At 58.4% G+C, this 24097-nt stretch carries 17 protein-coding genes; 7 read left to right on the top strand and 10 right to left on the bottom strand.

Features of this window, described 5'->3' with window-relative positions:
- Positions 1-11: 11 nt before the first annotated feature.
- Positions 12-1184: an MFS transporter gene (locus tag P1M51_RS01405; protein WP_276246402.1), complete on the bottom strand. Its 1173-nt coding sequence runs from the start codon at positions 1182-1184 to the stop codon at positions 12-14.
- Positions 1185-1241: 57 nt separating this feature from the next.
- Positions 1242-2930 carry a Na+/H+ antiporter gene (locus P1M51_RS01400; RefSeq protein ID WP_276246401.1) on the bottom strand — a complete coding sequence of 563 codons (1689 nt, stop codon included), beginning with the start codon at positions 2928-2930 and terminating at the stop codon, positions 1242-1244.
- 771 nt (positions 2931-3701) lie between these two features.
- Between P1M51_RS01400 and P1M51_RS01395 the strand changes: the two genes are divergently transcribed.
- The gene (locus tag P1M51_RS01395; RefSeq protein ID WP_276274798.1) at positions 3702-4886 is read left to right on the top strand and encodes a succinylglutamate desuccinylase/aspartoacylase family protein; all 1185 of its coding nucleotides are present in this window, start codon (positions 3702-3704) and stop codon (positions 4884-4886) included.
- Between the two features lie 69 nt (positions 4887-4955).
- Here P1M51_RS01395 and P1M51_RS01390 read toward each other — a convergent pair whose 3' ends face one another.
- The 4 genes from P1M51_RS01390 to P1M51_RS01375 all read right to left on the bottom strand — a co-directional run bounded on the left by P1M51_RS01390 (position 4956) and on the right by P1M51_RS01375 (position 8934).
- Positions 4956-5255, bottom strand: coding sequence for an ArsR family transcriptional regulator (locus P1M51_RS01390; protein ID WP_276246399.1), 300 nt, complete (start codon positions 5253-5255; stop codon positions 4956-4958).
- 327 nt (positions 5256-5582) lie between these two features.
- Entirely contained in the window at positions 5583-6611 is a 1029-nt protein-coding gene (locus P1M51_RS01385) for a glycosyltransferase family 2 protein (RefSeq protein ID WP_369685311.1), read from the bottom strand.
- Between the two features lie 51 nt (positions 6612-6662).
- Positions 6663-7607 (bottom strand): NAD-dependent epimerase/dehydratase family protein, encoded by a 945-nt coding sequence (locus P1M51_RS01380; protein WP_276246397.1) that lies wholly within the window; start codon positions 7605-7607, stop codon positions 6663-6665.
- A 322-nt stretch (positions 7608-7929) separates the two neighbouring features.
- Positions 7930-8934 carry a GNAT family N-acetyltransferase gene (locus P1M51_RS01375; protein WP_276246396.1) on the bottom strand — a complete coding sequence of 335 codons (1005 nt, stop codon included), beginning with the start codon at positions 8932-8934 and terminating at the stop codon, positions 7930-7932.
- A gap of 263 nt (positions 8935-9197) precedes the next feature.
- Between P1M51_RS01375 and P1M51_RS01370 the strand changes: the two genes are divergently transcribed.
- Both P1M51_RS01370 and P1M51_RS01365 read left to right on the top strand, forming a co-directional pair.
- Positions 9198-10157 carry a class I SAM-dependent methyltransferase gene (locus P1M51_RS01370; protein ID WP_276274796.1) on the top strand — a complete coding sequence of 320 codons (960 nt, stop codon included), beginning with the start codon at positions 9198-9200 and terminating at the stop codon, positions 10155-10157.
- Positions 10158-10265: 108 nt separating this feature from the next.
- Entirely contained in the window at positions 10266-11270 is a 1005-nt protein-coding gene (locus P1M51_RS01365; protein WP_276274795.1) for a kelch repeat-containing protein, read from the top strand.
- Positions 11271-11431: 161 nt separating this feature from the next.
- Here P1M51_RS01365 and P1M51_RS01360 read toward each other — a convergent pair whose 3' ends face one another.
- The 3 genes from P1M51_RS01360 to P1M51_RS01350 all read right to left on the bottom strand — a co-directional run bounded on the left by P1M51_RS01360 (position 11432) and on the right by P1M51_RS01350 (position 16340).
- Complete coding sequence (locus P1M51_RS01360) at positions 11432-12439, bottom strand: DUF1616 domain-containing protein (protein ID WP_276274794.1); 1008 nt, start codon at positions 12437-12439, stop codon at positions 11432-11434.
- 211 nt (positions 12440-12650) lie between these two features.
- Positions 12651-14552: a hypothetical protein gene (locus P1M51_RS01355; RefSeq protein ID WP_276274793.1), complete on the bottom strand. Its 1902-nt coding sequence runs from the start codon at positions 14550-14552 to the stop codon at positions 12651-12653.
- A 435-nt stretch (positions 14553-14987) separates the two neighbouring features.
- Entirely contained in the window at positions 14988-16340 is a 1353-nt protein-coding gene (locus tag P1M51_RS01350) for a hypothetical protein (protein ID WP_276246391.1), read from the bottom strand.
- 551 nt (positions 16341-16891) lie between these two features.
- On the opposite strand from P1M51_RS01350, the gene P1M51_RS01345 reads away from it, so the two are divergent.
- Positions 16892-18004, top strand: coding sequence for a DUF354 domain-containing protein (locus tag P1M51_RS01345; protein WP_276274792.1), 1113 nt, complete (start codon positions 16892-16894; stop codon positions 18002-18004).
- Complete coding sequence (locus P1M51_RS01340; protein WP_276274791.1) at positions 18001-18996, top strand: glycosyltransferase; 996 nt, start codon at positions 18001-18003, stop codon at positions 18994-18996. The genes P1M51_RS01345 and P1M51_RS01340 overlap by 4 nt, the downstream gene beginning before the upstream one ends.
- 337 nt (positions 18997-19333) lie before the next feature.
- Here P1M51_RS01340 and P1M51_RS01335 read toward each other — a convergent pair whose 3' ends face one another.
- Positions 19334-20305 carry a polysaccharide deacetylase family protein gene (locus tag P1M51_RS01335; protein ID WP_276246388.1) on the bottom strand — a complete coding sequence of 324 codons (972 nt, stop codon included), beginning with the start codon at positions 20303-20305 and terminating at the stop codon, positions 19334-19336.
- Positions 20306-20483: 178 nt separating this feature from the next.
- On the opposite strand from P1M51_RS01335, the gene P1M51_RS01330 reads away from it, so the two are divergent.
- Both P1M51_RS01330 and P1M51_RS01325 read left to right on the top strand, forming a co-directional pair.
- On the top strand, positions 20484-22376 hold the full coding sequence (locus tag P1M51_RS01330; protein ID WP_276274790.1) for a hypothetical protein: 1893 nt from the start codon (positions 20484-20486) through the stop codon (positions 22374-22376).
- 113 nt (positions 22377-22489) lie between these two features.
- Positions 22490-24070: an alkaline phosphatase family protein gene (locus tag P1M51_RS01325; RefSeq protein WP_276246386.1), complete on the top strand. Its 1581-nt coding sequence runs from the start codon at positions 22490-22492 to the stop codon at positions 24068-24070.
- The last annotated feature ends 27 nt before the right edge of the window (positions 24071-24097 follow it).

The following is a 24097-nucleotide window of genomic DNA, read 5'->3' as shown; positions in this document are numbered from 1 at the left end:
TCGTCTTTTTGTCAGAGTCCAAGATTGAACGCTCGATTCGTGAGGATGCCTACCACGCCAAGGCCCATCACGCCGGCGAGGACGGTGAACGCGAGTGCCCAGCCAGCCACGTCAGAGAGGGTGCCAACGACGACGCTACCGAGTGCGCCGATGAGGATGTAGATGGTGCGCATGAAGCCAAATCCCGCCCCCTGCTCTGTGGCGGCGAGCGCGTCCATGAGTCGCGCCTGCAAGGGCGCGCCCCAACTCATCCCGATGCCGATGCAGACGATTGCGCCGCCAAGGGTGAGCCACGACTCGCCCACGACGAGCAATCCGTAGCCGACCAGCGCCGCACCCATGCACACCGCGACCGCGATGTCACGTGGAATGCGGTCAGAGAGACTGCCCATCATCGGCTGGGCGAATCCTTGAACGACGAAGTATCCCGAGAACACAAGGCCAGCGGTCGTCCGTGAGGTTCCCTGATACTGCTCGAAAAACGCAGAGAGAAACGACGCCGTCGCCTGCCACGAGAACGCCCCGAGGACGGCGAGGGCGACCATGAACGCGATGTGCGGGCGGAACAGCAGCGAGACCACCGGGCCGAGCGAGAACTGGTCGCGCATCGACGTGTCTGGGTTCGCCGGTGCCGTCGGGCGCACGCGCCAGGCGAACACCGCGAACACCGGCAAGGCGACCAGCGCACCGAGGGCGAGTGCGTAACGCCACCCGTAGATGGACCCGACGTAGGCGGCGGCGACCGGGGCGAGCAGGCCGGCAGCGGGTGCACCAGCACCGTGGAAGCCAATGGCCCGCCCGATGGTGTCGAACTGCCGAGTGAGCAGCATCGTCGCGGGACTGTAGTGGAGACCGGCTCCAGCCCCGAGCAGGACGACGAACACGACGAACGTGAGAAACGAAGGCGAGAAGGCGAGCAGTAGGCTCGCGGCGGCGGTGAGGCCGACGGCAGTTAAAATGACCTTGCGCTCACCGTAGCGGTCTGCGACCACGCCACTCGGGAACTGCGAGAGGGCGTAGGCCATCCACATCCCCGTGAGTGCTGCACCGACGGCGCTGTTGGTGACGTCGAAACTGGCCGTTATCGCGGGCACGACGGGGCTGATGACGAGGCGGGCGACCATCGTGCCGAAGAACGCCAGCGTACAGAGGACGAGGACCGAGCGACGGTAGGGCCAGCGCATCTATCGAGGCTCTGTGACCCCAGGGTTTACGGGTTTTGTTCGCGGCCAGTTCCGCGCTCACTCGGGGGAGCCACGCGGGTTCGCGTCGAGGCCGAACTCCTCGACTTTCGTCCGCCAGAACTCCTCGTAGCCTTCTTCCTCCGGTGAGGCGGTGACCGTGCTCTCACCGGCGTTCACGCGGCTGAGTTTGACGTCGACTTCCTCTAAGAGTTGCTCGCCCACGTCGTCGCTCAGCGTCCCGGTGCGCATAGCGTCCATGATGGCGCTCTTCTCGCGTTTCAGCACCTGTCGCTCCCCGATGAGCAGTTCTTCGCGGTGGATTTCGGGATACGAGGACAGCAACGAGGAGATGGTCCGGTTGAGGTCCTCTTTTTCCTTCTCGTACTCACCGGTGAACTGTTCGTACACGTCCGGCGGAATCGCACCCGTCCGGCGCAGGTCCTCCGCCGCGTCGAGGGCGTTGTCCACCGCTCGGGCACGCCCGACGAGCAGTTCGTAGAGTTCCTCTTCTTCAGACCGAGTGACGATGTCGAGGGCATCGAGGAGGCGCTTCATCGACAGGCCCTGAACGACCAGGCTGAACGCAGCAACGCCGAACACCATCGCCCGAAGCTCCTCGCGGAACGGGATACTCGGCGGCAGCCCCAACACGAGCGCGATGGGGATGGAGGCGTGCAGGCCACCCCAAACCATGACGTGTTGGTACGAGCGGGGCACGGTGGTTTCGAGCCGCCAATTCGTGAGCGAGACGAAGGGGTAGACGATGGTCGCGCGAACCGCAACGACGAGGACGATTGCGGCGGCGATGAGCGGGAGGTGCTCTAGCAACTGCGTCACGGGCGTTTTTGCGCCGATGAGCAGGAAGATGAGCGTGTTCACCAGGAATGCGGCCGTCTCCCAGGTGTTGAACACCGCAATCTTCGTCTGCGGGCTCATCGCGTACTCTGCGCCTCGGTTCCCGATGAACAGGCCCGCTGCGACGGTGGCGATGACGCCACTTACATGCAGATAGTGCTCCGCCAGCAGGAACGATCCGTAGGCGAGAATCAGCGTGAGAACGATTTCGGTCATGTGCTCGTCTAGATTCGCCATCACGCGGAACACGGCGTAGCCCGCAGTGAGACCGACGACGAGGCCGCCGAGGCTGGCGACGACGATATCTACGCCCACGGTGCCGAGTTTCTCTGGAGTGAACAGCGCCGAGGGGTCGGTTCCCGACTCCAGGATGATGGCGAGCAAGGCGGAGAAAACGACGACGCCAACCCCGTCGTTCAATAGACTTTCACCCTCGACGAGGATGGAGAGTCGGCGAGGCGCACCCAGCTCCTCGAACAACGCGAGCACGGAAACAGGGTCGGTCGGGAGGATAGTGGCGGCGAACAGGAGCGCGATGAGCAACGGAAAGCCGAAGGCGAACTGCCCGATGTACCCGAGGATGAGCACCGAGACGATGAGCCCGGGGATCGCGAGGACGAGAATCGGCACAATGTTCGCTCTGAACCGTTCTAAGTCGGTGGTCGCCGCGCCCTCGAACAGCAACGGCGGGAGGAGGACGAGCAAGATGAGGTCGTGTGAGAGTTCGAGGCCGACTTCGACACCGAGGATCGAGACGGCGAGTCCCGCGAGCAAGAGCGCGATTGTGTACGGGAATCGTCCCACCTTGGCGACGAAGATGCCGACGCCCGCCGCGAGGATGAACACGGCGAGCAGTGAGAGAAGACTGGATTCGACTCCGGTAGCAGTCATTGGCGACAGTTCTCGGATCAACGTGTTAACTGGAGGGGCCGAACGCGACGAGAGTGACGTAACGGTGAAGGTGATTCCCGCGTCTTTAGGTGCGGGAGGAGGTCAAGGTAACGTTCAGCATCACAGGACAGGCCCATTCCTGAGTGCACTCGAATCACACGTCTAACAGGTGGACCTACCGCCGTAGCAGCCCAACGGATCTCTCTGCATCCGCATGTGCTGACGTTTTCTGTGCTCTCGATTTTTTTTCTCAAAATAAATCCCAACATAAATATATAATCTGGTCGAGCGAGAATTCAGTTCCCTGCACGCCATTTAATTAAATCCTACTCCTCTTCGTAGAAGACTATCACTGAGAGAAATTAGTCAGAGATTTGTATTTTATCAACGAATGTGAACTCCGTCATAATCAGAGTATCTTTCAGAGCTGAACAATCTAGTCGGGCACATAATCGAAACCTTGGTCGTGTGCGCATCCAGCAGTGAGATGAATTACAGCCCTGGGATGGCTGCCTGTCGGATGTAAGTGAGACGACGTACACCCCAACATCTCAAAAGTTTATAGCTGAGGAGTAAGCGAACTAGACCTAAAGGTGAAACTACCAGCGAAAAAACAATAGAAAATATAGATTATTCCAGAAAATACTATACAAATTTTCTGTCAAACGTTCTTGTCAAATAGATTTATTTGCTTTTGAGATACAAAAGTGAAAGAATATCCATATTATACACTCGATAATAATCAGTGGGTAGCACGAACACACGCATGGGATGTCAGATATAAACTACCCCCGAAGAACCGTTCTTGCGCTGGCAGGTGCTGCGCTTGGTGGCGCAGGCCTCGTTCAGGCGACGTCCAGCGCGAAGGCAACCCGCGACTCGTTTTTACTGCTCGAAGGCACCGAACACGAGACTGAAGTGTTCGTGACCCACGGCGCAAGCGACGGCCAGACCGTTCTCGTAGTTGGTGGACTCCACGGGAACGAAACGGCCGGCTACGAAGCTGCCGCACAGATCGCAGAGTGGGACATCGAATCTGGAACACTCGTCGTAATTCCACGCGCAAACGAAGTGGCAATCGAACGAAGCACTCGAACGGGCGAAAATGGCGACCTCAATCGACAGTTCCCGACCGGCGATGAGCCGGAGACAGAGCTTGCAAAGGCTATCTGGGGCGTTGTAGAGGAGTACGAACCAAGCACCGTCCTCGACCTCCACGAATCACAGGAACGCTACGACGGCGACGATATCGACGGCGTAGGGCAAACCGTCTTCCACTCGGACGGAGAGACGGCAACGCGCGACGCTGAAGACGCCGTGAACTTCATCAACAACCGCTGGATCGACAACTCGAATTACCACTTCAAACTCGGTGGCTTCTCGAGCCCTGACACGGAGCCGACGGGCCTCCTCGTCCACAAAGCATCGCGCGACGCCGGTGCAGACGGGTTTCTCGTCGAAACCGTCTCCACCGATATCGACCTCTCGACGCGCATCAAGTGGCACTCGGTGATAACCCGACGAGTTACGGGTGAAGAACTGTTCGACGGCACAAAACAGACCACGACGTCAACGCCAGAAGACACGCCAGAAGACACGCCAGAAGACACGCCAGAAGACACGCCAGAAGACACGCCAGAAGACACGCCAGAAGACACGCCAGAACCCGAACCGAAAGAACCCCCAACGGCGACGATTTCGACCGACCCAGCAGACGCGATGGACGCGAATTTGGAGAAGGGAACCGTTGTCGAACTCGACGCCACTGGCTCTGAAGCCGGTGACAGTGACATCGTGAAGTTTGCGTGGGACCTCACGGGTGACGGTACCACTGACGCGACCGGTACGAAGACGCGACTGATGCTCGACGCCTGTCGCAAATTCACGATTATCCTCACCGCGACAGACGAGGCAGGGATGACGGACACGACCGAGATTACACTCTCGACGGTTTAAACGAGACCCCGGGGTGGGGCGTTCTATCGTACTCACGCTGACCAGCAGTGGCCACGAGGGTTCCTGTCTTTAGACGAGGCCCTTCGAGTCGATGATGTCCCAGAGTTTCTCGCCGTCCTCCGTGATGCCGTAGACGCGGCCTTTTTTCTGCTGTTCTGAAACCAGCAGTTCGATGAGCGACCGGCGACGAAGCTCTCCGAGCGCCCGCGAAATGTGTGAAATCGCGTTATCAGAGTCGCTCGCCAGTCGCGAGGGTGTTGATGGGCCCTCTGCGAGTTGTCCCAAGACGACGACTCGATACTGTGAGCTGATGATGTAGCTCACGTCATCCCAATCGTCCACGGTCTGTGTCTCCATAGTCCGGCTCATCGATGATAGTCGACTGCGGACTGCGTTTTGACCCACTTGCGGTCCGCTGCCCAGTCGCGGGTGAGTCTTCTCCTGTACTGCAGGGTGCTGAAAGCCGACGACGCGGGTCTCCCCGGTGCCGCCGCTCTCACGATGTATCGGTTTCGTCCCAGTTCGCGTGCCATTACGTGGGGTAAGCTACCGAAAATTACATAAATCTTCCGTCTGAAAATATTCAACTATTCGCGACTGTCTTTCATGTACGAACGATTTTGATTGATTTTATGGCCGAATGGGCATTAACAGCCCGATTTGTATGGGAAAAAGAACTCGATGAAAGACAGGAGGTCAGTTCGATTGTGACCGTCCTGTGACAGCGTCTACACCACTGTCTTCGATTGGAAAACGCGCCCCGTTGAGGTGGGCATTTGCACGTTTGTCGCTGGCCATCGCCAGCAACAGAAGGGTCGCCACAGCCACGAGGCCCCCAACCGCAGTGGACAGCCGCGAAATCCCCACACCCCCGACGAGCGTAGCGAGTAGCGCGATGAGTCCGACGACGACGGCGAGCGTGTAGCAGCCAACGACGGAGTACAGACCATTTTGGAGGTACTTCGCGTTGAGGCGCCAGAGGAAATTTCTGAACAGCATCTTCGAAACGTTCGGAATGTACGTCGAATAGCGAATGTGGCTCACTTCGTCGCCGTAGATAGCGGGCATCGGCACGTCAACGACACGAAGTCCGTAGACGTTGAGCCGGACCAGCAAGTCGTTGCAGTAGCCATAGAACTCGTACATGTTCTCGATATCGACGGTGTCGAGCGCCTCGTGAGAGATGGCCGTGTACCCACTTTGCGGGTCGCCAATTCCCCAGTAACCACTCGCGATACGCGTGAGGTAAGTGAGAACGACGTTCCCGACGTAGCGGAACTTCGGCATCGATTTGCGGTGGGCGGGTCTGAGCAGTCGGTTCGTTTTCACGTACGCTGCGTCGCCGTCCGCAATCGGGTCGATGACCAGCGTTAGTAGGTCCGGGTCCATCTGCCCGTCCCCGCCGAGGACGGTGACGATATCGACGTTGTCGTCGCGCGCGCGAAGATACCCCGTTTTGATGGCCCCACCGACACCGCGGTTTACCGCGTGTTGAATCGCAACGACGCGATCCGCGTTCGAGCCGCCATCTGTCACCCGTTTGAGCGAGAGGGTTCGGCTCGTTTCGACCGCCTCCTGAATCTCCGCCCACGTATTGTCAGTCGAGCCGTCGTCGATAACGTACACTCGGTCGACGAAGTCTGGCACTGATTCGATTACATCCCCTACAAATCCCTGTTCGTTGTAGGCCGGGATTACGACGCCAATTGATTTTCCGTTATACATCTGTATGTTCCCCTCTGGTAGTTCCCCCAGACAACCGCAGTCCGAGCGAGATTAGTTGATCGTCTGTACGTTCTGTGCCCCCTCGACGAGCCCTCGAAGGCCAACGTCGAGTGGCACTTGAGCGGTGAAGCCGAGGTCGTCGCGAACGCGCGTGATATCTGCACAACTGTGTTTGATATCGCCGGTTCGCGGTTCGGTGAACTGAATCTTGACCCCCGAGTCTGCGAGGTTGCGAATCAGTTCTGCGAGTTCGATAATCGAGAGCGCCTGGCCCGTCCCCACGTTGAACGCCTGTCCTGTATGGTCGGTGGTTGCGGCGAGCAGATTCGCCTGGACTACGTCCGAGACGTGAACGAAATCGCGCGTTTGCGACCCGTCGCCGTGGACCGTAATCGGACCGCCGTTCGTGGCTTGCTTGACGAAGGTACTGATGACGCCGCTGTAGTCGCCAGCCGTCTGGCGCGGGCCGTAGACGTTGAAGTAGCGCAGCGCAACCGTGTCGAGCCCGTAGAGTCGGTTGTAAGCTCTCGCGTAGTGGTCAGACGCGAGTTTGTCGATACCGTAGGGCGAATCAGGCGCGGTCCGTGCGTCCTCCCCGATGGGGACGACTTCGGGCGCGCCGTAGATTGCCGCACTCGATGCCGTCACCACGCGGGCGTCGTACTCGCGGGCGAGTTCAAGGACCGCGACCGTGGCGTTGGCGTTCACGAGATTACTGAAGTACGGGGCTTCGATGGAGCCTTTCACGCTCACGAACCCGGCTTCGTGGAAGACGAGGTCAACCCCGTCCATCGCGTCTCTGAGCATCGACACGTCGCGAACATCGCCTTCGAAGACGGTGACTTCGGACGGCAGGTTCGCCCGCGACCCCGTAGAGAAGTCATCGAGTACGCGTACGGCGTTCGTCGAGACGAGCGCATCGACGAGATGGCTCCCGATGAACCCCGCCCCACCCGTGACGAGCACGGTCTGGCCGGAGATGAGCGGGTCGCTCATCGCGTCCCCCCGAATGAATCGAGAACAGCGTAGACCAGCCGTTGGTCCCCGCTGATTGCTATGCGAAACATCATAGTCTAAAAGCGAAGAGTGTACTGATTGTTATATCCGAGTTAGAAATCAGCAGGCATGGCTTGAATCTATAAAACCAGATTAATCGGACACGTTTGGGTTCGCGTTGGCATGATAGGCGAGCAGAACGATGGTGAAACGTTGGTATCCCTCTGCTGGAATGCGATTTTACGCTCACAAAATACGTCTGCAACACCCTCAGTAAGAGCGGATTTCAGAAGAAAGAGGGGGCTAAAACACAGTGCAATCGTTACCGTTTGACGACATTGTAGGCCGTCTTCGCAACGTCCATCAACGGGCTGTTCGTCTCGACGACGTAGTAGGGGACGAGCTGTGCGCCAAACTTCGATTTGTACGCACAGAGGCGTTTGGTGTTCGCGCCGACCATATCGTAGGTCGTTACGCTCGCTAAAGCCGGGTCAGAAGCGACGTCGCTGATGATCGCCCAGTGGAGCAACGTGTTCACGCTGACGTTCTCGTAGGTGGCGCGCATGCCGCCCAGCCAGTAGTACACTTTGTCGTTCGAGTAGAGCGCGATGATGCCGTTCAGGTAGTTGCCATCGCCGTCGCGAGCGACGTACACGCGGCTTCTGTCGCCGAGGGCGAGAAGCAGGTCGCGGACGTACTCCCACGTGAGCGTGAACGTCTCACCTTGCTCTGCGTAGCGAGCGACTTGGTCTTCGTAAATCTGCTTTGCCGTTTCGATACCCTCTACGCTGAGGGTCATGTCGAGGTCGTCGATGCGGCGAATCTCCGTCCGGAGGCTGCGACTGAACGAACTCTGGATCGAATCGAGCGACTCGCCTTCGATGGGCAGGTGATACGTGAAATCAGACGAGACACGGAAATCACCCCAGCGGTAGGGCCGCGGGTCGTGGTAGTCCGGCGAGCAGATCATGCGAAATAGCGTCCGCGAGTTGTCCGCATCAAGTTCCTCCAACACGCCTTCGGTGAACTCCTGGTTCAGTTGCTCGTGTTTTCGTCGTTTCGGGCTGTTCGGCATCAGAAGAGGGCCGAGATGGGGCACGCCCATCGCGGGAGGTGGCGACACGATGGCACGACCGAAGGGTCGCTCCTGGACGAACACTGGAAGCAAGGCTACCGGTTCCTCGCCGTTGAATCCACCGTACAGCTGCAGTTCGCCCGACGCGTGGTCTGCCATCACACCCAACGCTTCCTGTGTGTGAAACACCTCAAAGCCCGTAGAGGGGAGGGCATCCCCCCACTCAGACAGGTTCAATTGCTCAATACGCATGTGCGTTCACCCTGTCTATGTGGGAGATACACTTTGTAACGCAGAACCTACCAGCCCTCACGGTCGGTTTCCGCACGTTTTCCCGCCTATTTTAACAGTGAATTAGCGCGAGCGGTCGCCCGGTAGGAACTCCCATCGGTACATAGTGTGTCGTTAACTATACACTATGTTTCCGAAGTAATTAGTGATTCAAACTGATTGCTGTACCCCCTTAGGGGACGGCCAGAGGGTGATTCCACGTGTTCCAGGACAAAATCAACCAGATGTATTTGCAGACACCAGAAGTATACCAGTCCGCGCTTCGGAAGTGGTACTACGTACTCAACCCGAAATTCTCGTGGAAAGATCGCAAAAAGACGCTCGACACTACCGAAGCGTTCTCGACACGCTTTTTCGGGTCCGAAGCACCGATGAAAGCCTACGAGGCAGAATTCAACGAAAGTCTCATCGGTCCATCGATATTTGAAGGGATAAAACAACTCCCACAGGGCGTCTCGATGTTCGACGCGCACAAAGACGAGTGTATTCGGATGTACGCCCTCATCCGCGAGTACAAACCCGAAGTTATCGTCGAAACCGGCGTGTACAGCGGCGTCTCGACGCTTTCGATTCTCGCTGCGCTCGAAGCAAACGGGTCGGGGCGACTCTACTCGATCGATTACTCAGAATATCTGAGCGATGGAACCGCCGACATCGACCAGTTCACGCAGAGAGGCTACTACCGCGGGCGACCCTCGTGTGCAGAAGAGGGGACGCACATCGTCCCGGCCGGGAAGGAACCTGGCTGGATAATCCCCGACCACCTGCGCAACCGGTGGGAACTCATCTCCGGGAAGCCACAGCTAGAGTTGCCGCCGCTGCTTGCTCGGCTGGAGGAGATTGACTTCTTCCACCACGACTCCTCTCACGCTGTCTCGAGTATGATATTCGAGTTCGAACTCGCCTGGCAGTACCTGCGTCCAGGCGGTATCATGGTGTCTAATCACATCGGCTGGAACGATGCCTTCGAGACGTTCGTCAAAGAGCACTCACAAGATTACGGGCTCATGACCTGGCACTACAACCCACGCGGGAACTACGCGTGCCCGGGGAGCAGCGGCTACATCGTCAAATCGGCGAACACGCCGACAAATGGTAACCAGGCCAGCACGCAGGAAGGATGCATCCAGTCTGCAGTTCAGGTAAACAACGGAGAGTCACCCGCACAATCGGCATCAGATTAGGTAATGGACACGACATACTATCGCAACGGAAACCACGACTGTACATCGCCTCAATATCGCACCACGCGGAGAAACTTCCTCGCCACGACCGGATTTATTCTCGGTGCGATGACCTCGGTAGCTGGCTGTTCGTCGGTCATCTCGCCACCGCCGTACGAAGCGGAAACTGCATGGGAACCAGGGGTCCCTATGGCCACCGAGCGAACCGAGGTTATCGCCACCGTTCTCGACAACAAACTCTACGTCATCGGGGGCATTGAGCCCGGTCGCGTCGCCAGCACGACGGTCGCGATTTTCGACCCGAACGTCGGATCCTGGGAGGTGGGGCCACCACTGCCCGTTGGTCTCCACCACACGACGGCGGTAGCGCACGACGGGAACATCTACGTCGTCGGAGGCTACCAGAACCAGTGGGACCCGGTGAACACAGTCTATCAATTCGACGGTTCGACCTGGACAGAGCGCAAGCCAATGCCAACGGTCCGTGGCGCGCTCGCCGCAGCGGTTCACGACGGGCGCATCTACGCCACCGGCGGCGTGGGAATCGACGACGTCACCAACGCGTTCGAAATCTATGACATAGAGGCAGATACGTGGTCAAGTGGTCCGGCCATGCCCACCGCGCGAGAACATCTGACCGCCGCCGTCGTCGATGGAAACTTCTACGCCATCGGCGGTCGGACGGGGAACTTGTTTTCGAACCTTCGGACGACCGAACGGTACGACCCGACGACGAACGAGTGGCAGGCCGTCGCCGCCATGCCCACCGCCCGAAGCGGTTTCGGGGCGACGACCGTAAACGGTGTCATCGTCGTCATGGGCGGGGAAAGTCCAAACGGAACGAATTCACAGGTCGAAGTGTACAACCCGGCAGAAGATACCTGGTCCGCGCTCCCGGACATGCCCACGCCGCGCCACGGCCTTGGCGTCGCGACGCTCGGCAACCGCATTTTCGCCGCCGCGGGCGGCCCCGAACCGGGCTTTGTCTACTCCGACGCGGTCGAGGTGCTGACGTTCGAGAACGCGGCCTTCGACCAGGTCACACGGACCGTCGAGTCGTTTTTTTGTAACCTGCCGATCGTTGGCGGGCTGCTTCGTGGGTCGCTCTGTTAGCGGCTCTCGGGGCACTGACTAAATGTGCGAGAAGTTGAACACCATCACGCGACGAGTCGTGTGCTGCGTTTCCAGGCGAGCAATCTGCGAGCGGCGCCAACAAATCGAGTCGTGACTGGAAAGGAAGAGTACCACAGAAAAGCGGAGCGGAAGGCAACCGGTTAGGTAGATTCGTCAACCGTCACCCAGATGAACAGGTTCCGGTAGGCGTTCTCAGTCGATGGCGCAGCTGGTGCATCCCCCTTATATAGCATATAGCTCAGTCGGAGGTCTTCGCCCGTCATCGTGGGCGTAAGTTCATGGTCCTGATACCAGGTCTGGCCGTCTTCTACGGAACCCGTAAAGCGGGTGAGTTCCTCGCGTTCTATGACCTGTACTGAACCGTCACCCGTTTCGACCCGCTGGAGTTCAACGACGACGGTGTATTTGGTGTTCTCACCTTCTTGGTTGGAAACGGCGACGACCAACTCCTGGGGAACGCCCTGTTCGAACTGGGTTGGGTAGCCGGTGAACTTAAACTGACCAGCAGCTGTCTGCGTTCCGAGCGAGAATTCGGTGTACTGTTCGCCGTAGTTGGGCACGGCAAGGGCGTAGGCAAAGCCGACCATCGAAATGATGACGACGATGGCGAGCGCGAGGTTTAATGCGGAATCAACTTTGGTATCGGCGTTGAACAGCGCCGAAGAAACGTGGGAGAACCACGCTTCGATCGGCAACACAAATCGGTCCTCGGGAGCGACTGCTCTTCGGCGAATCGACCCGACGACGAGTGTAATCAGGATGAAGACGCTAATACTGCCAAGTAGCGTTTCGAGTGTAAACGCAAAGCCAAGCACTGACAACACTATTGCGAGTGGAGCGAGCAATCCGAGGCTGAGCCCAAATGAAAGCGCCAGTCTCGTTCCGAGACTGAGACCACGTTCGCTGACGAACCTGTTTACCGGGACCGACCCTTCGAGGTCGTCGTCAAGTGTCCAGCCGTCCACCTGTTCTTTAACTACGTGTCGGTGTGGGTACAACGCCAACAAGAGCGTGTATCCGGGGACGAATAGGATGAGCGGCAACCCAATGAGCGTCCGAATCACCGTATCGTTTACGTACATCACGAAAGAGATGCTGAGCAGAAGGTACACGAGACCCACCCCCAGGTCCATCCCTGGAATTTGCATATATGAGGAGTCATGTCCCCACGTCGATTCATCAGTCATTGTAAATTCATTCCCGAACGGCTGCACACGCTCCCGTTCTGGATAGCAATAAGACGGATTGGTACCTTGTTATGGGCAGGCTTCCGCGCGCTGTGGGCACTGTATCGTTCGTGAAGTTACGCTTGAAAAAAATAGACTGGCACGTAGTGGTTTAACCGTCGTTTAACGGTGCTTAGAGGGAGCTTGGATCTACCGCCGAACCATTCACTGTGACCGTCAGGTCGGCAGCCCCATCGAAGCTCGTGATTTCACCGGCGAACGTGTAGCTGTCGGAACCACCTGCAACTTTCCCGGCAGCAGTGGTACCAGAGATCTGGTCCTCAGAATCGATGGTCGCATTGTTGGCGTCGCTTTTTTGAAGGCCATCACTGACCGAGAACTCGTATTCGAGTTGGTTCTGCGGACTGCCACCAGAGATAGTGATGACGTTATCGAAACCGAAATCGCTGGGATCAATTTCCGTGCCGTTGAGTGTCACCGTCGCCGGTCCATCGAGAGTAAGGTTGAGGATGTCACCGACAATTTCGTAGCTGTCAGTCCCGCCACCAACGGCTCCCTCGGCTGTCGTTCCCGAGATGTCGTCGCTTGGGTCTTTCGTCGCGTCGTTGGCCGTGGTTTTCGTAATCTCGTCGCTCACGGTGACTTCGTATCTGACGACACTGGAAGACTGGTCACCAGTGATACTCAGAACGTCTGGTTCATCGGTCGACTCTGCAGTAACTAAGTCCGCAGGGTCGACCTCCGTCCCATCAACCGTAACCGTGGCCGCACCGTCGAGGGTGAACGTGGTAAAATCACCCTCGAACACGTAGCTGTCGGTGCCGCCTGCGACCGCACCGGTCGCACTCGACCCTGAGAGTTCATCACCAGAGTCAATCGTTGCGTTGTTCGCGTCGCTCTTTTCGAGTGAGCCCGTGACAGCGAACTCGTAGTTCGTAACCTGCCCATCTGCGCCCGTGATAGAGAGGACACTCCCCGTAGAGGTGTCCGTTGTATCCGTAATGCTGTCAGAGGTAGTGGTCGTGCTGTCAGTCGACGACGCGCTGTCGCCTGCTGCTTCCTCTGCGGACTGGGGGACGCCCGCAGGAACCGAAATGTTCGGCGCGTCTGGCCCGGTCTCGGTCGAAGAGCGAACCTCGACGAACTCACCGATAGTACGTCCATTGATGCGGGAGTTCTCGATGCTTACCGTACTGCAGTCGCCGTACGTGCTGTGCGTACTCGACTGGGCGACCGAGGAACTACAGATACTGTAGTCCCATTCGTCGGTGCTACAGGTGTTTGTCCCAGTGAGGTTGAAGTCGCAGTCCTCGACCGTGATGACCTGGGAGGGGTCGCCGTACCCGGTGTAGATACCGCGACTGTTCACGACGTCGGAATCTCCCGCCGACGTGTTCATCTCTGGCCGAACGTTGCCCGTGTTGTGGAACACACACCCTCTGACCGTGGTCCCGTCCGCCGCAAGGCGAAGGTGAGAGATGTTGTTGTCGCGGAAATAACAGTTCTCGAACGTGTAATTCCCGCCCTGCCCGTCCGTCTGACCAGGACCGCTCACACGGCCCGAACCCGCGGCGTAGATCGCGTTGTCGCTCCACCCAGCGACATAGCAATTACGAATCGTGACGTGACCGGCGTGTTCCGGACCAGAGAGCATCGCACCTTTACTCGAGATACCCCATTTGAAGCCGTCGCCGAGGTAGACGTTCTCGATGAGGCCGTTCCCGTCGAAACGGAATACGTAGCCATAGCCGTTGTCTTCACCGACGTCGAACTGTCCTTTGATACCAACATTCCGGATGGTCCAATTGTCGCCTTCTGCTCTAATCAGCAGGTCCGCACCGGATGCGCTCACGTCAATGAGCACGTTTTCTAAGGTCTCACCGCTTCCAACCGAAATACTTCGGCGCTCGTTTTGGCCGACAGTAATCGTGTCGTACTCCGCGGCCGCTGCAGTGCCACTTGCAGCGCTCACGGCACTCGCCGCCACAACGGATGAGCCAAGAACCTTGAGGTAGTCCCGTCTGTCGATTAATTTATCATTTTTGCCGAGTTTCTCACCACTGCGTCGTTCCATGTTTGAGGAATTTACGTCCTATAAAAGAGATTTCCGCCGACTTCGATACCAGATACCAACAGGTACGTACCAGTTTACATATTTTCACGACTGAAAGGCTGGATTTCAATTAATATTCACGCGTTTCTGAATATCACAAATCGCTGAGTCCCGACCGCAAACGAGTCGGGAAAGAAGATAGGTTAGGAGCGGATTAACGGGCTATGTATGGCTTTCGTGACCTCACGACTGATGACTGTTCGAGGGTGTACACGGTGTGCGCGCACCTGCGGTGGGTGCGTACGCTTTCACTTCATGAAGAAACGCCTCGAGTAGAGCCAGCAGACACGCCTCGATGACATCCTCTCAGCGTGAGCCGAAGGTACTCGCGTCGAAGTATTGCTCACCAGGTCACCGTGAGTGCGAAAAAACGGTTCGCGCAGATTGCGAGAGCGCTTAGTAATCTTCGGGGTCGATTTCTTCGCCGTTCAGCGTGATCGTCGCTTCGCCATCGAGCGAGAGCGTCTCGAGCTCTCCGCCAAACTCGTAGCTGTCGGTACCACCCGCGACCGCACCGGTCGCACTGGATTCCTTAACGCGCTCTTCTTCGTCGATGGTCGCGTCGTTAGCTTCGCTCTGGGAAAGACTGCCAGAGACGACGAGTTCGTAATTCGTGACCTCACCTTTCACGCCGCGGATGGAGAGGACGTTCGACTGGTCGCTCGAACCGGTGTCGTCTGCCGTCTGCGTCTCGGGTTCGCTCTGGGTGCTTGCTGCACTCCCGCCTGCTGCTTCCTCTGCGGACTGGGGGACGCCCGCAGGAACCGAAATGTTCGGCGCATCTGCCCCCGTCTCGGTCGAAGAGCGAACCTCGACATGGTCGCCGTGAGTCTGGCCGTTGATGCGAGACTCAACGAATCGAACGGTACTACACTCGCCGTACGTGCTGTGCGTGCCCGAGTGGGCCACGGATGCGCCACAGGCGCTGTAGTCCCACTCGTCCGAGTTACACGTGTTCTGGCCGGTAATGTTGAAGTCGCAGTCCTCGACCGTGATGACCTGGGAGGGGTCGCCATACCCGGTGTAGATGCCACGACTGTTCACGACGTCGGAATCTCCCGCCGACGTGTTCATCTCGGGGCGCACGCGGTTGGTGTTGTGGAACACACACCCCTTGACCGTGGTCCCGTCCGCCGCAAGGCGGAGGTGGGAGATGTTGTTGTCGCGGAAATAACAGTTCTCGAACGTGTAATTGCCGCCCTGCCCGTCCGTCTGCCCGGGGCCAGTGACGCGACCGGACCCGGCCGCGTAGATCGCGTTGTCGCTCCACCCAGCGACATAGCAATTACGAATCGTGACGTGACCGGCGTGTTCCGGACCAGAGAGCATCGCGCCCTTTGAGGATTTCCCGAACGTAAACCCGTCGCCGAGGTAGACGTTCTCGATGACGCCGTTCCCGTCAAAACGGATGACGTACCCGTGACCACCATCTTCACCGACGTCGAACTGTCCTTTGATACCAACATTCCGGATGGTCCAGTCGTTACCTTCTGCTTTAATCAGCAAATCCGCACCGGATGCGCTCACGTCAATGAGCACGTTTTCTAAGGTCTCACCGCTCCCAACGTTGAGCGTTTTGTCCTCGCCCGCACCGACATTAATCGTCTCATACTCCGCGGCCGCTGCAGTGCCACTTGCAGCGCCCAGCGCACCGAGAGACATCGCACCGACTCCGACTGCGCGGAGGTAGTTGCGACGGTTGATTAATTGCTTATTTCTACCGAGTTTCTCACCACTGCGTCGTTCCATGTTTGAGGAATCTGCGTCCACCTAAAGTGAGTTCGGGCATAATTACTACCAACTACAACCAACCCCGTGCGAACTACCATTTTTTCACGACCAGATACATGAATTCCAACCCGTAATCAACCGCCTCATAGCCTCTATTTGCAGAATTTCGGGAAATACTGGCATTTGCGATTTGGAATAACTTTTGTGTCAACACCCGCCCGTGCAGTGCGTTTCAAAGCGGTAGGATTGATGACCACTCGCCGGTAAAACAGTCGAATTGGCCGTGTTGCGGACCGATATCTGCAGTGGTGACGGTCACTGTATGCTACTTTTCACGCGCGTGTGAGTGATGGAAATCGGCTTTGATTGACGACAGTCGCGATAAAAAGAACGTTAAACCCGGCTTTCGTGCCTCGTCAGGCCACACATAACAAAACAAAAATCCGGCGTAGCATCACCAACATGAGTATCATACTGACAGTCTGGCAGTCACGATGTCAGCAACAGTGGACGTGGAATTCGAGTGAAGCTTCGCGCTACCAGCTCGCCAGTGGACAGGAGACTGACCGATGAACGTCCTCTTCGACATCAATCACCCCGCCCACGTACACCTGTTCAAGCACGCCATCTGGGAACTCGAAGCCGATGGCGTCAACGTGCTCGTCACCTCGCGCACTAAGGAGATGACCACGGAACTACTGGACGCCTACGACATCAAGCACATCCCCCTCTCGGGTCGGCGACCCGGAACGCTTGGCCTGTTCGCGGAGTGGGCCGTCCGCGAGGTGCGGATGCTCAACACAGCTCGAAAGTTCAACCCCGACGTCGTCGTCGGCCGGCTGAACCCGCCGCTCGTCCACGTCTCGAAGCTCCTTCGCGCGCCAAACGTCATCGTCATGGACACGGAAATCAAGTCGCCGGCTATCGACCGCGCCTACGCCGTGCTCACCCACCCGTTCATCGACGTGTACTGCACGCCACCGAGCATCGAACCGCCACACGACGGCGTCGACCACCACCTGATGGACTTCCAAGAGCTGGCCTACCTGCACCCGAACTACTTCACGCCCGACCCGGCGGCGTTAGAACAGTTCGGCGTGGACCCGGAGGAGACCTACTTCGTCCTCCGATTCGCCGGTTGGGACGCCTTCCACGACGTGGGCTTTACGGGTCTCTCTCCCGACGGCAAGCGCGAACTCGTCGAGTACCTCTCGGCCCACGGGAAAGTGTACATCACGAGCGAGAGTCCGCTCCCAGAGGAGTTCGCCGAGTATCAACTCCCCATCCCCTCGCATCTCGTCCACCACCTGCTCTACTATGCGGACCTCTACGTGGGTGACTCGGGAACGATGTCTTCTGAAGCTGCCATCCTCGGGACACCCGCCGTTCGCGTGAGTTCGATGGTGAGCAAGGACTCAGAGAGCATCTTCTACGAACTCGAACACCACTACGGTCTCATGTTCGCGTACGCGGACGAGGTGGCCGCACTGGCTAAGGTGAAAGCTATCGTCGAACAACCAGAAACGAAAACACTGTGGCGCGAAAAGCGCGACGTACTGCTCGCCGAGAAAGGCGACGTGACCGCCCAGCTCGTTGAACTCATCTGGAAAGCAAGCGGGCAGAAACGTCCCCGACAAATTGTCGTGGAATCACCGTCCGGAGAAGTTACAGAACCACAATGATTAAACACACGTCGGCACAGTCGCTGTCCATCGAAAAGAGAAATCGGCCACTTCGCGTCCTGAACCTCGTGACGAGCCCATCGGCGTCGTTTTTCAAACAGCAGGTTCACGCATTAGAACAACGGGGCGTCGACTGTACGGACTTCGGCGTCTCAGAGATGCGCTTGATGACAGACGATATCAAAGAGACCCGCCCTCCGACCGACTACGTTCGGTTCTACGGCAGCGCGATAAAGGAATCGTTCGGCGATTACGACCTCATTCACGCCAACTCCGGGCTGACCGCACCAGGCGCGGTGTTCCAGCCGAACCTCCCGGTGGTGTTGTCGCTGTGGGGGTCAGACCTGATGGGGACGTTCGGCCCGATCAGCAAACTCTGCGCACGGCGAGCCGATGCTGTCATCGTCATGTCCCAGGAGATGGCCGACGAACTCGGGATGGACTGTCATGTCATCCCCCACGGCGTCAACACCGAGCTGTTTCGCCCGATGGACAAAGCGGTCGCCCGCGAACAACTCGGCTGGGACCAGGACGCGACGTACGTACTCTTTCCCTATCCAGCCTCCCGGGAAATCAAAGACTACCCGCGGGCAAAGCGCGTCGTGACGGCCGCGCAAGAGCGCCTCGGCAGAGACATCCACCTGCAAACCGTGTTCAAAGTCGAACACGAGAATATGCCACTGTACATGAACGCAGCAGATGTGATGTTGCTCACCTCCAAGCGCGAGGGGTCACCGAACGCGACGAAAGAAGCCCTCGCCTGCAACCTGCCCGTCGTCTCGGTGGACGTCGGCGACATCCAGCAGCAACTCGGCGGTGTTGGCTCAGCCGTCATCGCCAACACGGACGAGGAACTCACCGAGGGCCTCCTGGCGCTGTTGACCGCAGACCACCTCCCGGAGAGCAGACAGTGGGCAATCGAGACGATGAGCCTCGAGTCGATGGCCGAACGCATCCACGCCGTCTACGAGCAAGTGCTCGAAGCGAACTGAGGTTTCTTCGTCGGTGGAATTGTGACCAGCGGTTTCAGTTGAGGTGTTTGACAGAGAGTGAGTTTTCAGCAGCGTGTGGGACAGAGTAATATATATCAAACAACATATTCTACATATGAACCAACGGTTGTGGACGCAGTTTCTAATCGTCTCTGTGTTGCTGGTCAGCCTCGGTTTTGGCGTTGGTGCCATGCTGACTCCTCCGGACCCGTTCACTCAGGTTCGTACCATTCCAGTAATTCTGCTGATAACGATTCCTCTCTCGTACTGGATAGTCTACAAAAAGGGACTTCCCGTCTAACGTTCAGCAGAGCCATTCGACTGGAAAATGCGTCGCCTATGACCGCGCCCGGTCAGGTGCAACCTCGGCTTCAAATCGCGCCGAGCGCTGCGCATAAAGCTCCCCCGGTGGGCCGACCCACGCGCCGAGCGCCTGGGCGTACTCGATGATGCGCTGGTAGAGTTCTCGCTGGCCGGGGAAGTCGCGCGCTGCAAACTTCATCGGGTGCCAGAGGATGGTCATGACGGCGCGGTTTTCGTACGCTTCGTCGAGGACGCGCTTGCACTCCTGCCAGGCGAACTCGAAGTCCACGCCGGGATCGGGAATCGCGTTTTCCATGTAGGCGAGCGGGAACACGACGAAGTCGTCGTCGAACGGGCGGTGGACGTCGTAGCCGTGGTCGAACCCGTACTCGCTGCTCGACCCGAGCGAGGCGTCGTATTTGAGGCCGAGTTCCCGGTGGTACTCCCACGTCGTTGGAATCTCTAGGTTCAGGTAGTGTTGGCGGCCGCCGACGATTTCGTGGCCGAGGATGGCTTCGAGCGTCTCCTTTTCGAATTTGAGACGTTCGAAGTCGTTGTACGAGTCGTACGAGCCGTGGAGGCCGACCTCCCAGCCCCCCTCGTCGAGCCGTCGGATGACGTTGACGATGGCCGGGTCGTGGATGTCATAGCGCCCGGCGTAGAGCTGCCAGCTCTTCGGGTTGAGCCACTCACGGGGCGGTTTGTCCCGGAACAGGCGTTTCTCGTTCAGGAAGTAGAACGCAGAGCGGACCCCGAGCGACTCCTCTAGGGCCATGATGTTCTCAAACTGCCAGTACGGGTTGACGTTCGGCAGGAGCGTTTGCAGGTGGTACGGGTCGCGCTGTTTGAGCGCGTAGTAGAGCGACTGGTAGCCCTTGTACGGCCGGTCTACGTCGTGGGTGAGACACAGCCAGAACGTGGGGTCGGTCGAGGACGATTCGCCCGCAGACACCACCCGTTCTGCGCCGCCTACTGGCGTGGTCCCCTGTGAGGTTAACTGTAGCATTCGTTGGCATATCTCCGCGTGCCAGTCGTATTGTTATAGACAGCGTTCCCACCCCAAGAATCGATACGGGTCCGCTCTTCCACCGAATCCGACTCCCGAGCCAGTCGCTCGCCCGAGAGGTGTGGTAAGAGACCCATAACAAAACTGACTGCGAGGCTATGACAGGTAACGCACAGCTATGACTCGATCCATCCGCCAGCCACAGACTACTGACTACCCCGCAGAGCACGCCCAATCGAGGGGGCGCACGAGCAAATTCGCGCTCATTGTGGGGTTCGTCGCACTCTACGTCGGCCTCGTGTCAGCGTACAATGCACCCGCAACAGCCTACGAAATCTCGATTTACGACGCGACGCCGCTCGCCTTCTGGGCCGGTATGGCCATCGCGATGCTCGTGGCACTCACCGTTTCGTGGTGGGTATCCCCCGAGAATCACCTGCGAAAGCTCGCGCTCGCGCTCGCTGTCGTGGTGCTCGTCGCGATTGCGGCGCTCCCGATCATTCGGGGCTACTTCTTCGTCGGCGCGGGCGATGCGCTCACTCACCTCGGGTGGATGAAAGATATCCAAAACGGCGTCCTCAATCCCGTCTACTTCCTCTACCCAGGGATTCACACCGCTACGTTGTTCATCAAGCAGGTCACTGGAATGTCCCTCGAACGAGCGACAGAGTTCCTCGTGCTCGCCTACTTCGTCTCGTTTGTCCTCTTTACGGGACTGACTGTCCACCTCATCGCCAAAACCAAACACGCCCTCCTGTTCGGTGTGTTCTCCGCCCTGCTCGTGTTACCAATTAACAACATCAGCGTCCACTTACAGCCACACCCGAGCACGGAGGCGATTCTCTACCTCCCACTCGTGCTTTACCTCACCGTTCGCTATCTGACGAACACAGAGGGGGCTATCTCGGTCGGGCGGCTCTCAATTACGCCGTCTGCGATTCTCCTGGCGGTGGCGCTCGCGGCGATCTTGCTCATCCACCCGCAGGTGGCTGGCAACGTCATCCTCATCTACGCCTCGATTGCGTTCTTACAACTGGTGTTCCGGCAGCTGCGCAGCGAACACGCCATCAGCAACCACCGCCCGCTCTACGCACACACGGTGTATCTCATCACCATCTTCTTACTCTGGGCACCGCGCAACCCGCGCACCACCCAGACGCTCGACACCATCGTCAACGCCATCCTGTTCGGCGTCACGGAGACCGGCGCCATCGACCAGCGCGGTGCCTCACTCGCGGCAATCGGTGGCAGCCTCGGAGAGCTGTTCGTAAAGCTGTTCTTCGTGAGCGCCGTCTTCCTTGCGCTCGCCGCGCTGCTCATGGGGCTGAACTTAAGAAAGACGTTCGAGCGGTCGTTCCCGTCCAGTGACGGCATCATCAAGTATCTCACGCTCTCGATGATTCCACTCGGCGGGATGTTCCTGCTGTTCTCGTTGCTACAGGGGTCGACCCAGCGCTTCCGCTATCTTGGCTTCATCATGGTGCTCATCACCATCCTCGGGGCAGTCATGCTGTCGTGGGCGTTCGACCGACTCTCACAGCGCACCTCTACGCGCACGCTCGGAACGGTCGCAGTCCTCGTGTTCGTGGTCCTGTTACCGCTGAGCACGATGACGGTGTTTGCATCGCCGTATATCTACCAGCCGTCACAACAGGTCACGGAGATGCAGATGCACGGCTACGAGACCGCCTTCGACTATCAGGCGATGAACGTTCCGTACACTGGTATTCAGGCCGGCCCAGAGCGGTTCGTTCACGCGTACTACGGGACGCCGTTCGTGAACGAAGACGACTTCGTTCCCGGGTCGTCCGCGGTGGTGGAAAAGAATGCGTTCGACGGCGGCACGCTGTTGAACTACTACGACGAGAGTCGGTACATCATCTTCAGTGACGTCAACACGCAACTCGAACTCGACGTGTACAAAGGGGTGCGCTACTCGGAAGCCGGATTCAACCACCTGGATTCGACGCCAGACATCGCACAGGTGCACACGAACGGTGACGTTCGCGTCTACTTACTCCACCAGAATACGGAGGCTAACCAGAGTCAGAATTCGACGATGAGTGCGTAATTCGCGCATAACAAAATGAAATCCGGCTGAATTGCAATCACGAACACGCGGGAGAACCGCTTCGCTCCGTCTATGAGACGACGCGAACGGCGACTTTCAAGCAGTCATATATCATGAACCAACAAACTCAAACGAGAGCGTTCGTCCTCGGCTTAGACGGCGTTCCGTGGTATCTTATCGAACAGTGGGTCGAAGCAGGAGAGCTCGAACATTTCGCGACGCTTATGGCAGACGGCGCGGCAGGTTCGCTCGACAGCACCACCCCTGCGACGACGCCGCTCGCGTGGCCTTCGATCGCGACGGGCGTTCGCCCGGACAAACACAGCATCTACGGGTTCCGACGGCTCACCGAAAACTACACCCATCAGGTGTACACGGGCAACGACCTGCAGTACCCGGCACTCTGGGATATGGTTTCGCCGGCACTCGTTGGCAACGTCCCGATGACGTACCCGGCTCGCGAGATAGACGGCATCATCGTCGCCGGGATGATGACGCCACAGATTGGCCCCGGATTCACCTATCCACCAGCGTTCTGTGACGAGCTCGTCGCCCGGATTCCCGAGTACCGCATCGCGCTCAACTGGAGTCAGTACTACAACGCGAAAGAGCAGTTCCTCACGGACCTCGGGACGCTCGTTCACAACCGTCGCGAGCTGATGCGCCTGCTCATGGAGCGAGAGGATTGGCGGCTGTTCTTCTTCGTCTACACCGCCCCCGACCGCCTCCAGCACCTCATCTGGGACGACGACGTGTTGCTCGCCCACTACCAGACCTTAGACGACATCCTCGGCGAGGTCATGGCGTACACCAAAGAACGAGACGCAACGCTCTACGTTGTCTCCGACCACGGCTTCGGTCCGGTTCACAAGCGGGTCGCCCTGAACGTGTTGCTGGAACAAGAGGGGCTCCTTGAACCCCGCAAACAGCGCGGCGTTCGCGGCGCACTCTCTCGCCTTGGCGTCACCAAAGACGGCGTGATGGGCGCGCTCGGGAAAGTCGGCATCGACGAGGAGATGGTCGTCGATTACCTGCCCCAGTCGTTCACGACGCAGGTGGCAAAGCAGATTCCGGGCGACCACCCGCTGTTCGACGTTGATTACTCACAGACGACGGCGTTCGTTTACGCGCTCGGCGAGGTGTACGTAAACGACACACACAGGTTCCTCGAAGGTGTCGTAGACCCCGTCGAAGTGCCCGCCGTCAAACGGCAGGTCAAGGCGCTGTTCGAGGCGGTCACTGACCCCGAAACCGGCGACCAGATGGTTGAGGTGTTCGACGGGGACGACCTGTTCCCCACCGACCCCGACTCGCCGGACCTCGTCGTCGAACCCCGGCCCGGCTACGATATCTCTGCGGCGCTCAGCGGCGACATCATCTCGCCGACCAAGATGGCAGCCAACCACCTTCCTGAAGGTATCTTCTTCGCGTGGGGAGCCGACGTGCAAGCCGGTGCGCGGACGCGTGAGGCAACCGTATACGACGTCGCACCGACAGTCCTCCACGGCCTCGGAGAGTCAATCCCAGAGCACACCGACGGACGGGTGCTCGCAGAGATCTTCACGCCCGATTCGACACCCGGAAAGACGGCCGTCAGAACGGGGACGTACGCGAGGAACGCGGCCGTCGCCACGGTCAGCGACGACTTCACCGACGTCGAGAACCGTCTGCGTGGACTCGGTTACATCGAATAAGGCACGTTTTTTCGGTTGGTCGTGAGG

The sequence above is a fragment of the Haladaptatus sp. QDMS2 genome (genome assembly GCF_029338295.1).
GTDB lineage: Archaea > Halobacteriota > Halobacteria > Halobacteriales > Halococcaceae > QDMS2.
This window is presented reverse-complemented; position numbering and strand designations above follow the sequence as displayed.

Excerpts from the sequence above, each read along its gene's own strand:
- P1M51_RS01405 (WP_276246402.1), bottom strand. The coding sequence starts at position 1,184 with ATGCGCTGGCCCTACCGTCGCTCGGTCCTCGTCCTCTGTACGCTGGCG.
- P1M51_RS01400 (WP_276246401.1), bottom strand. The coding sequence starts at position 2,930 with ATGACTGCTACCGGAGTCGAATCCAGTCTTCTCTCACTGCTCGCCGTG.
- P1M51_RS01395 (WP_276274798.1), top strand. The coding sequence starts at position 3,702 with ATGTCAGATATAAACTACCCCCGAAGAACCGTTCTTGCGCTGGCAGGT.
- P1M51_RS01390 (WP_276246399.1), bottom strand. The coding sequence starts at position 5,255 with ATGAGCCGGACTATGGAGACACAGACCGTGGACGATTGGGATGACGTG.
- P1M51_RS01385 (WP_369685311.1), bottom strand. The coding sequence starts at position 6,611 with ATGTATAACGGAAAATCAATTGGCGTCGTAATCCCGGCCTACAACGAA.
- P1M51_RS01380 (WP_276246397.1), bottom strand. The coding sequence starts at position 7,607 with ATGAGCGACCCGCTCATCTCCGGCCAGACCGTGCTCGTCACGGGTGGG.
- P1M51_RS01375 (WP_276246396.1), bottom strand. The coding sequence starts at position 8,934 with ATGCGTATTGAGCAATTGAACCTGTCTGAGTGGGGGGATGCCCTCCCC.
- P1M51_RS01370 (WP_276274796.1), top strand. The coding sequence starts at position 9,198 with ATGTATTTGCAGACACCAGAAGTATACCAGTCCGCGCTTCGGAAGTGG.
- P1M51_RS01365 (WP_276274795.1), top strand. The coding sequence starts at position 10,266 with ATGACCTCGGTAGCTGGCTGTTCGTCGGTCATCTCGCCACCGCCGTAC.
- P1M51_RS01360 (WP_276274794.1), bottom strand. The coding sequence starts at position 12,439 with ATGCAAATTCCAGGGATGGACCTGGGGGTGGGTCTCGTGTACCTTCTG.
- P1M51_RS01355 (WP_276274793.1), bottom strand. The coding sequence starts at position 14,552 with ATGGAACGACGCAGTGGTGAGAAACTCGGCAAAAATGATAAATTAATC.
- P1M51_RS01350 (WP_276246391.1), bottom strand. The coding sequence starts at position 16,340 with ATGGAACGACGCAGTGGTGAGAAACTCGGTAGAAATAAGCAATTAATC.
- P1M51_RS01345 (WP_276274792.1), top strand. The coding sequence starts at position 16,892 with ATGAACGTCCTCTTCGACATCAATCACCCCGCCCACGTACACCTGTTC.
- P1M51_RS01340 (WP_276274791.1), top strand. The coding sequence starts at position 18,001 with ATGATTAAACACACGTCGGCACAGTCGCTGTCCATCGAAAAGAGAAAT.
- P1M51_RS01335 (WP_276246388.1), bottom strand. The coding sequence starts at position 20,305 with ATGCTACAGTTAACCTCACAGGGGACCACGCCAGTAGGCGGCGCAGAA.
- P1M51_RS01330 (WP_276274790.1), top strand. The coding sequence starts at position 20,484 with ATGACTCGATCCATCCGCCAGCCACAGACTACTGACTACCCCGCAGAG.
- P1M51_RS01325 (WP_276246386.1), top strand. The coding sequence starts at position 22,490 with ATGAACCAACAAACTCAAACGAGAGCGTTCGTCCTCGGCTTAGACGGC.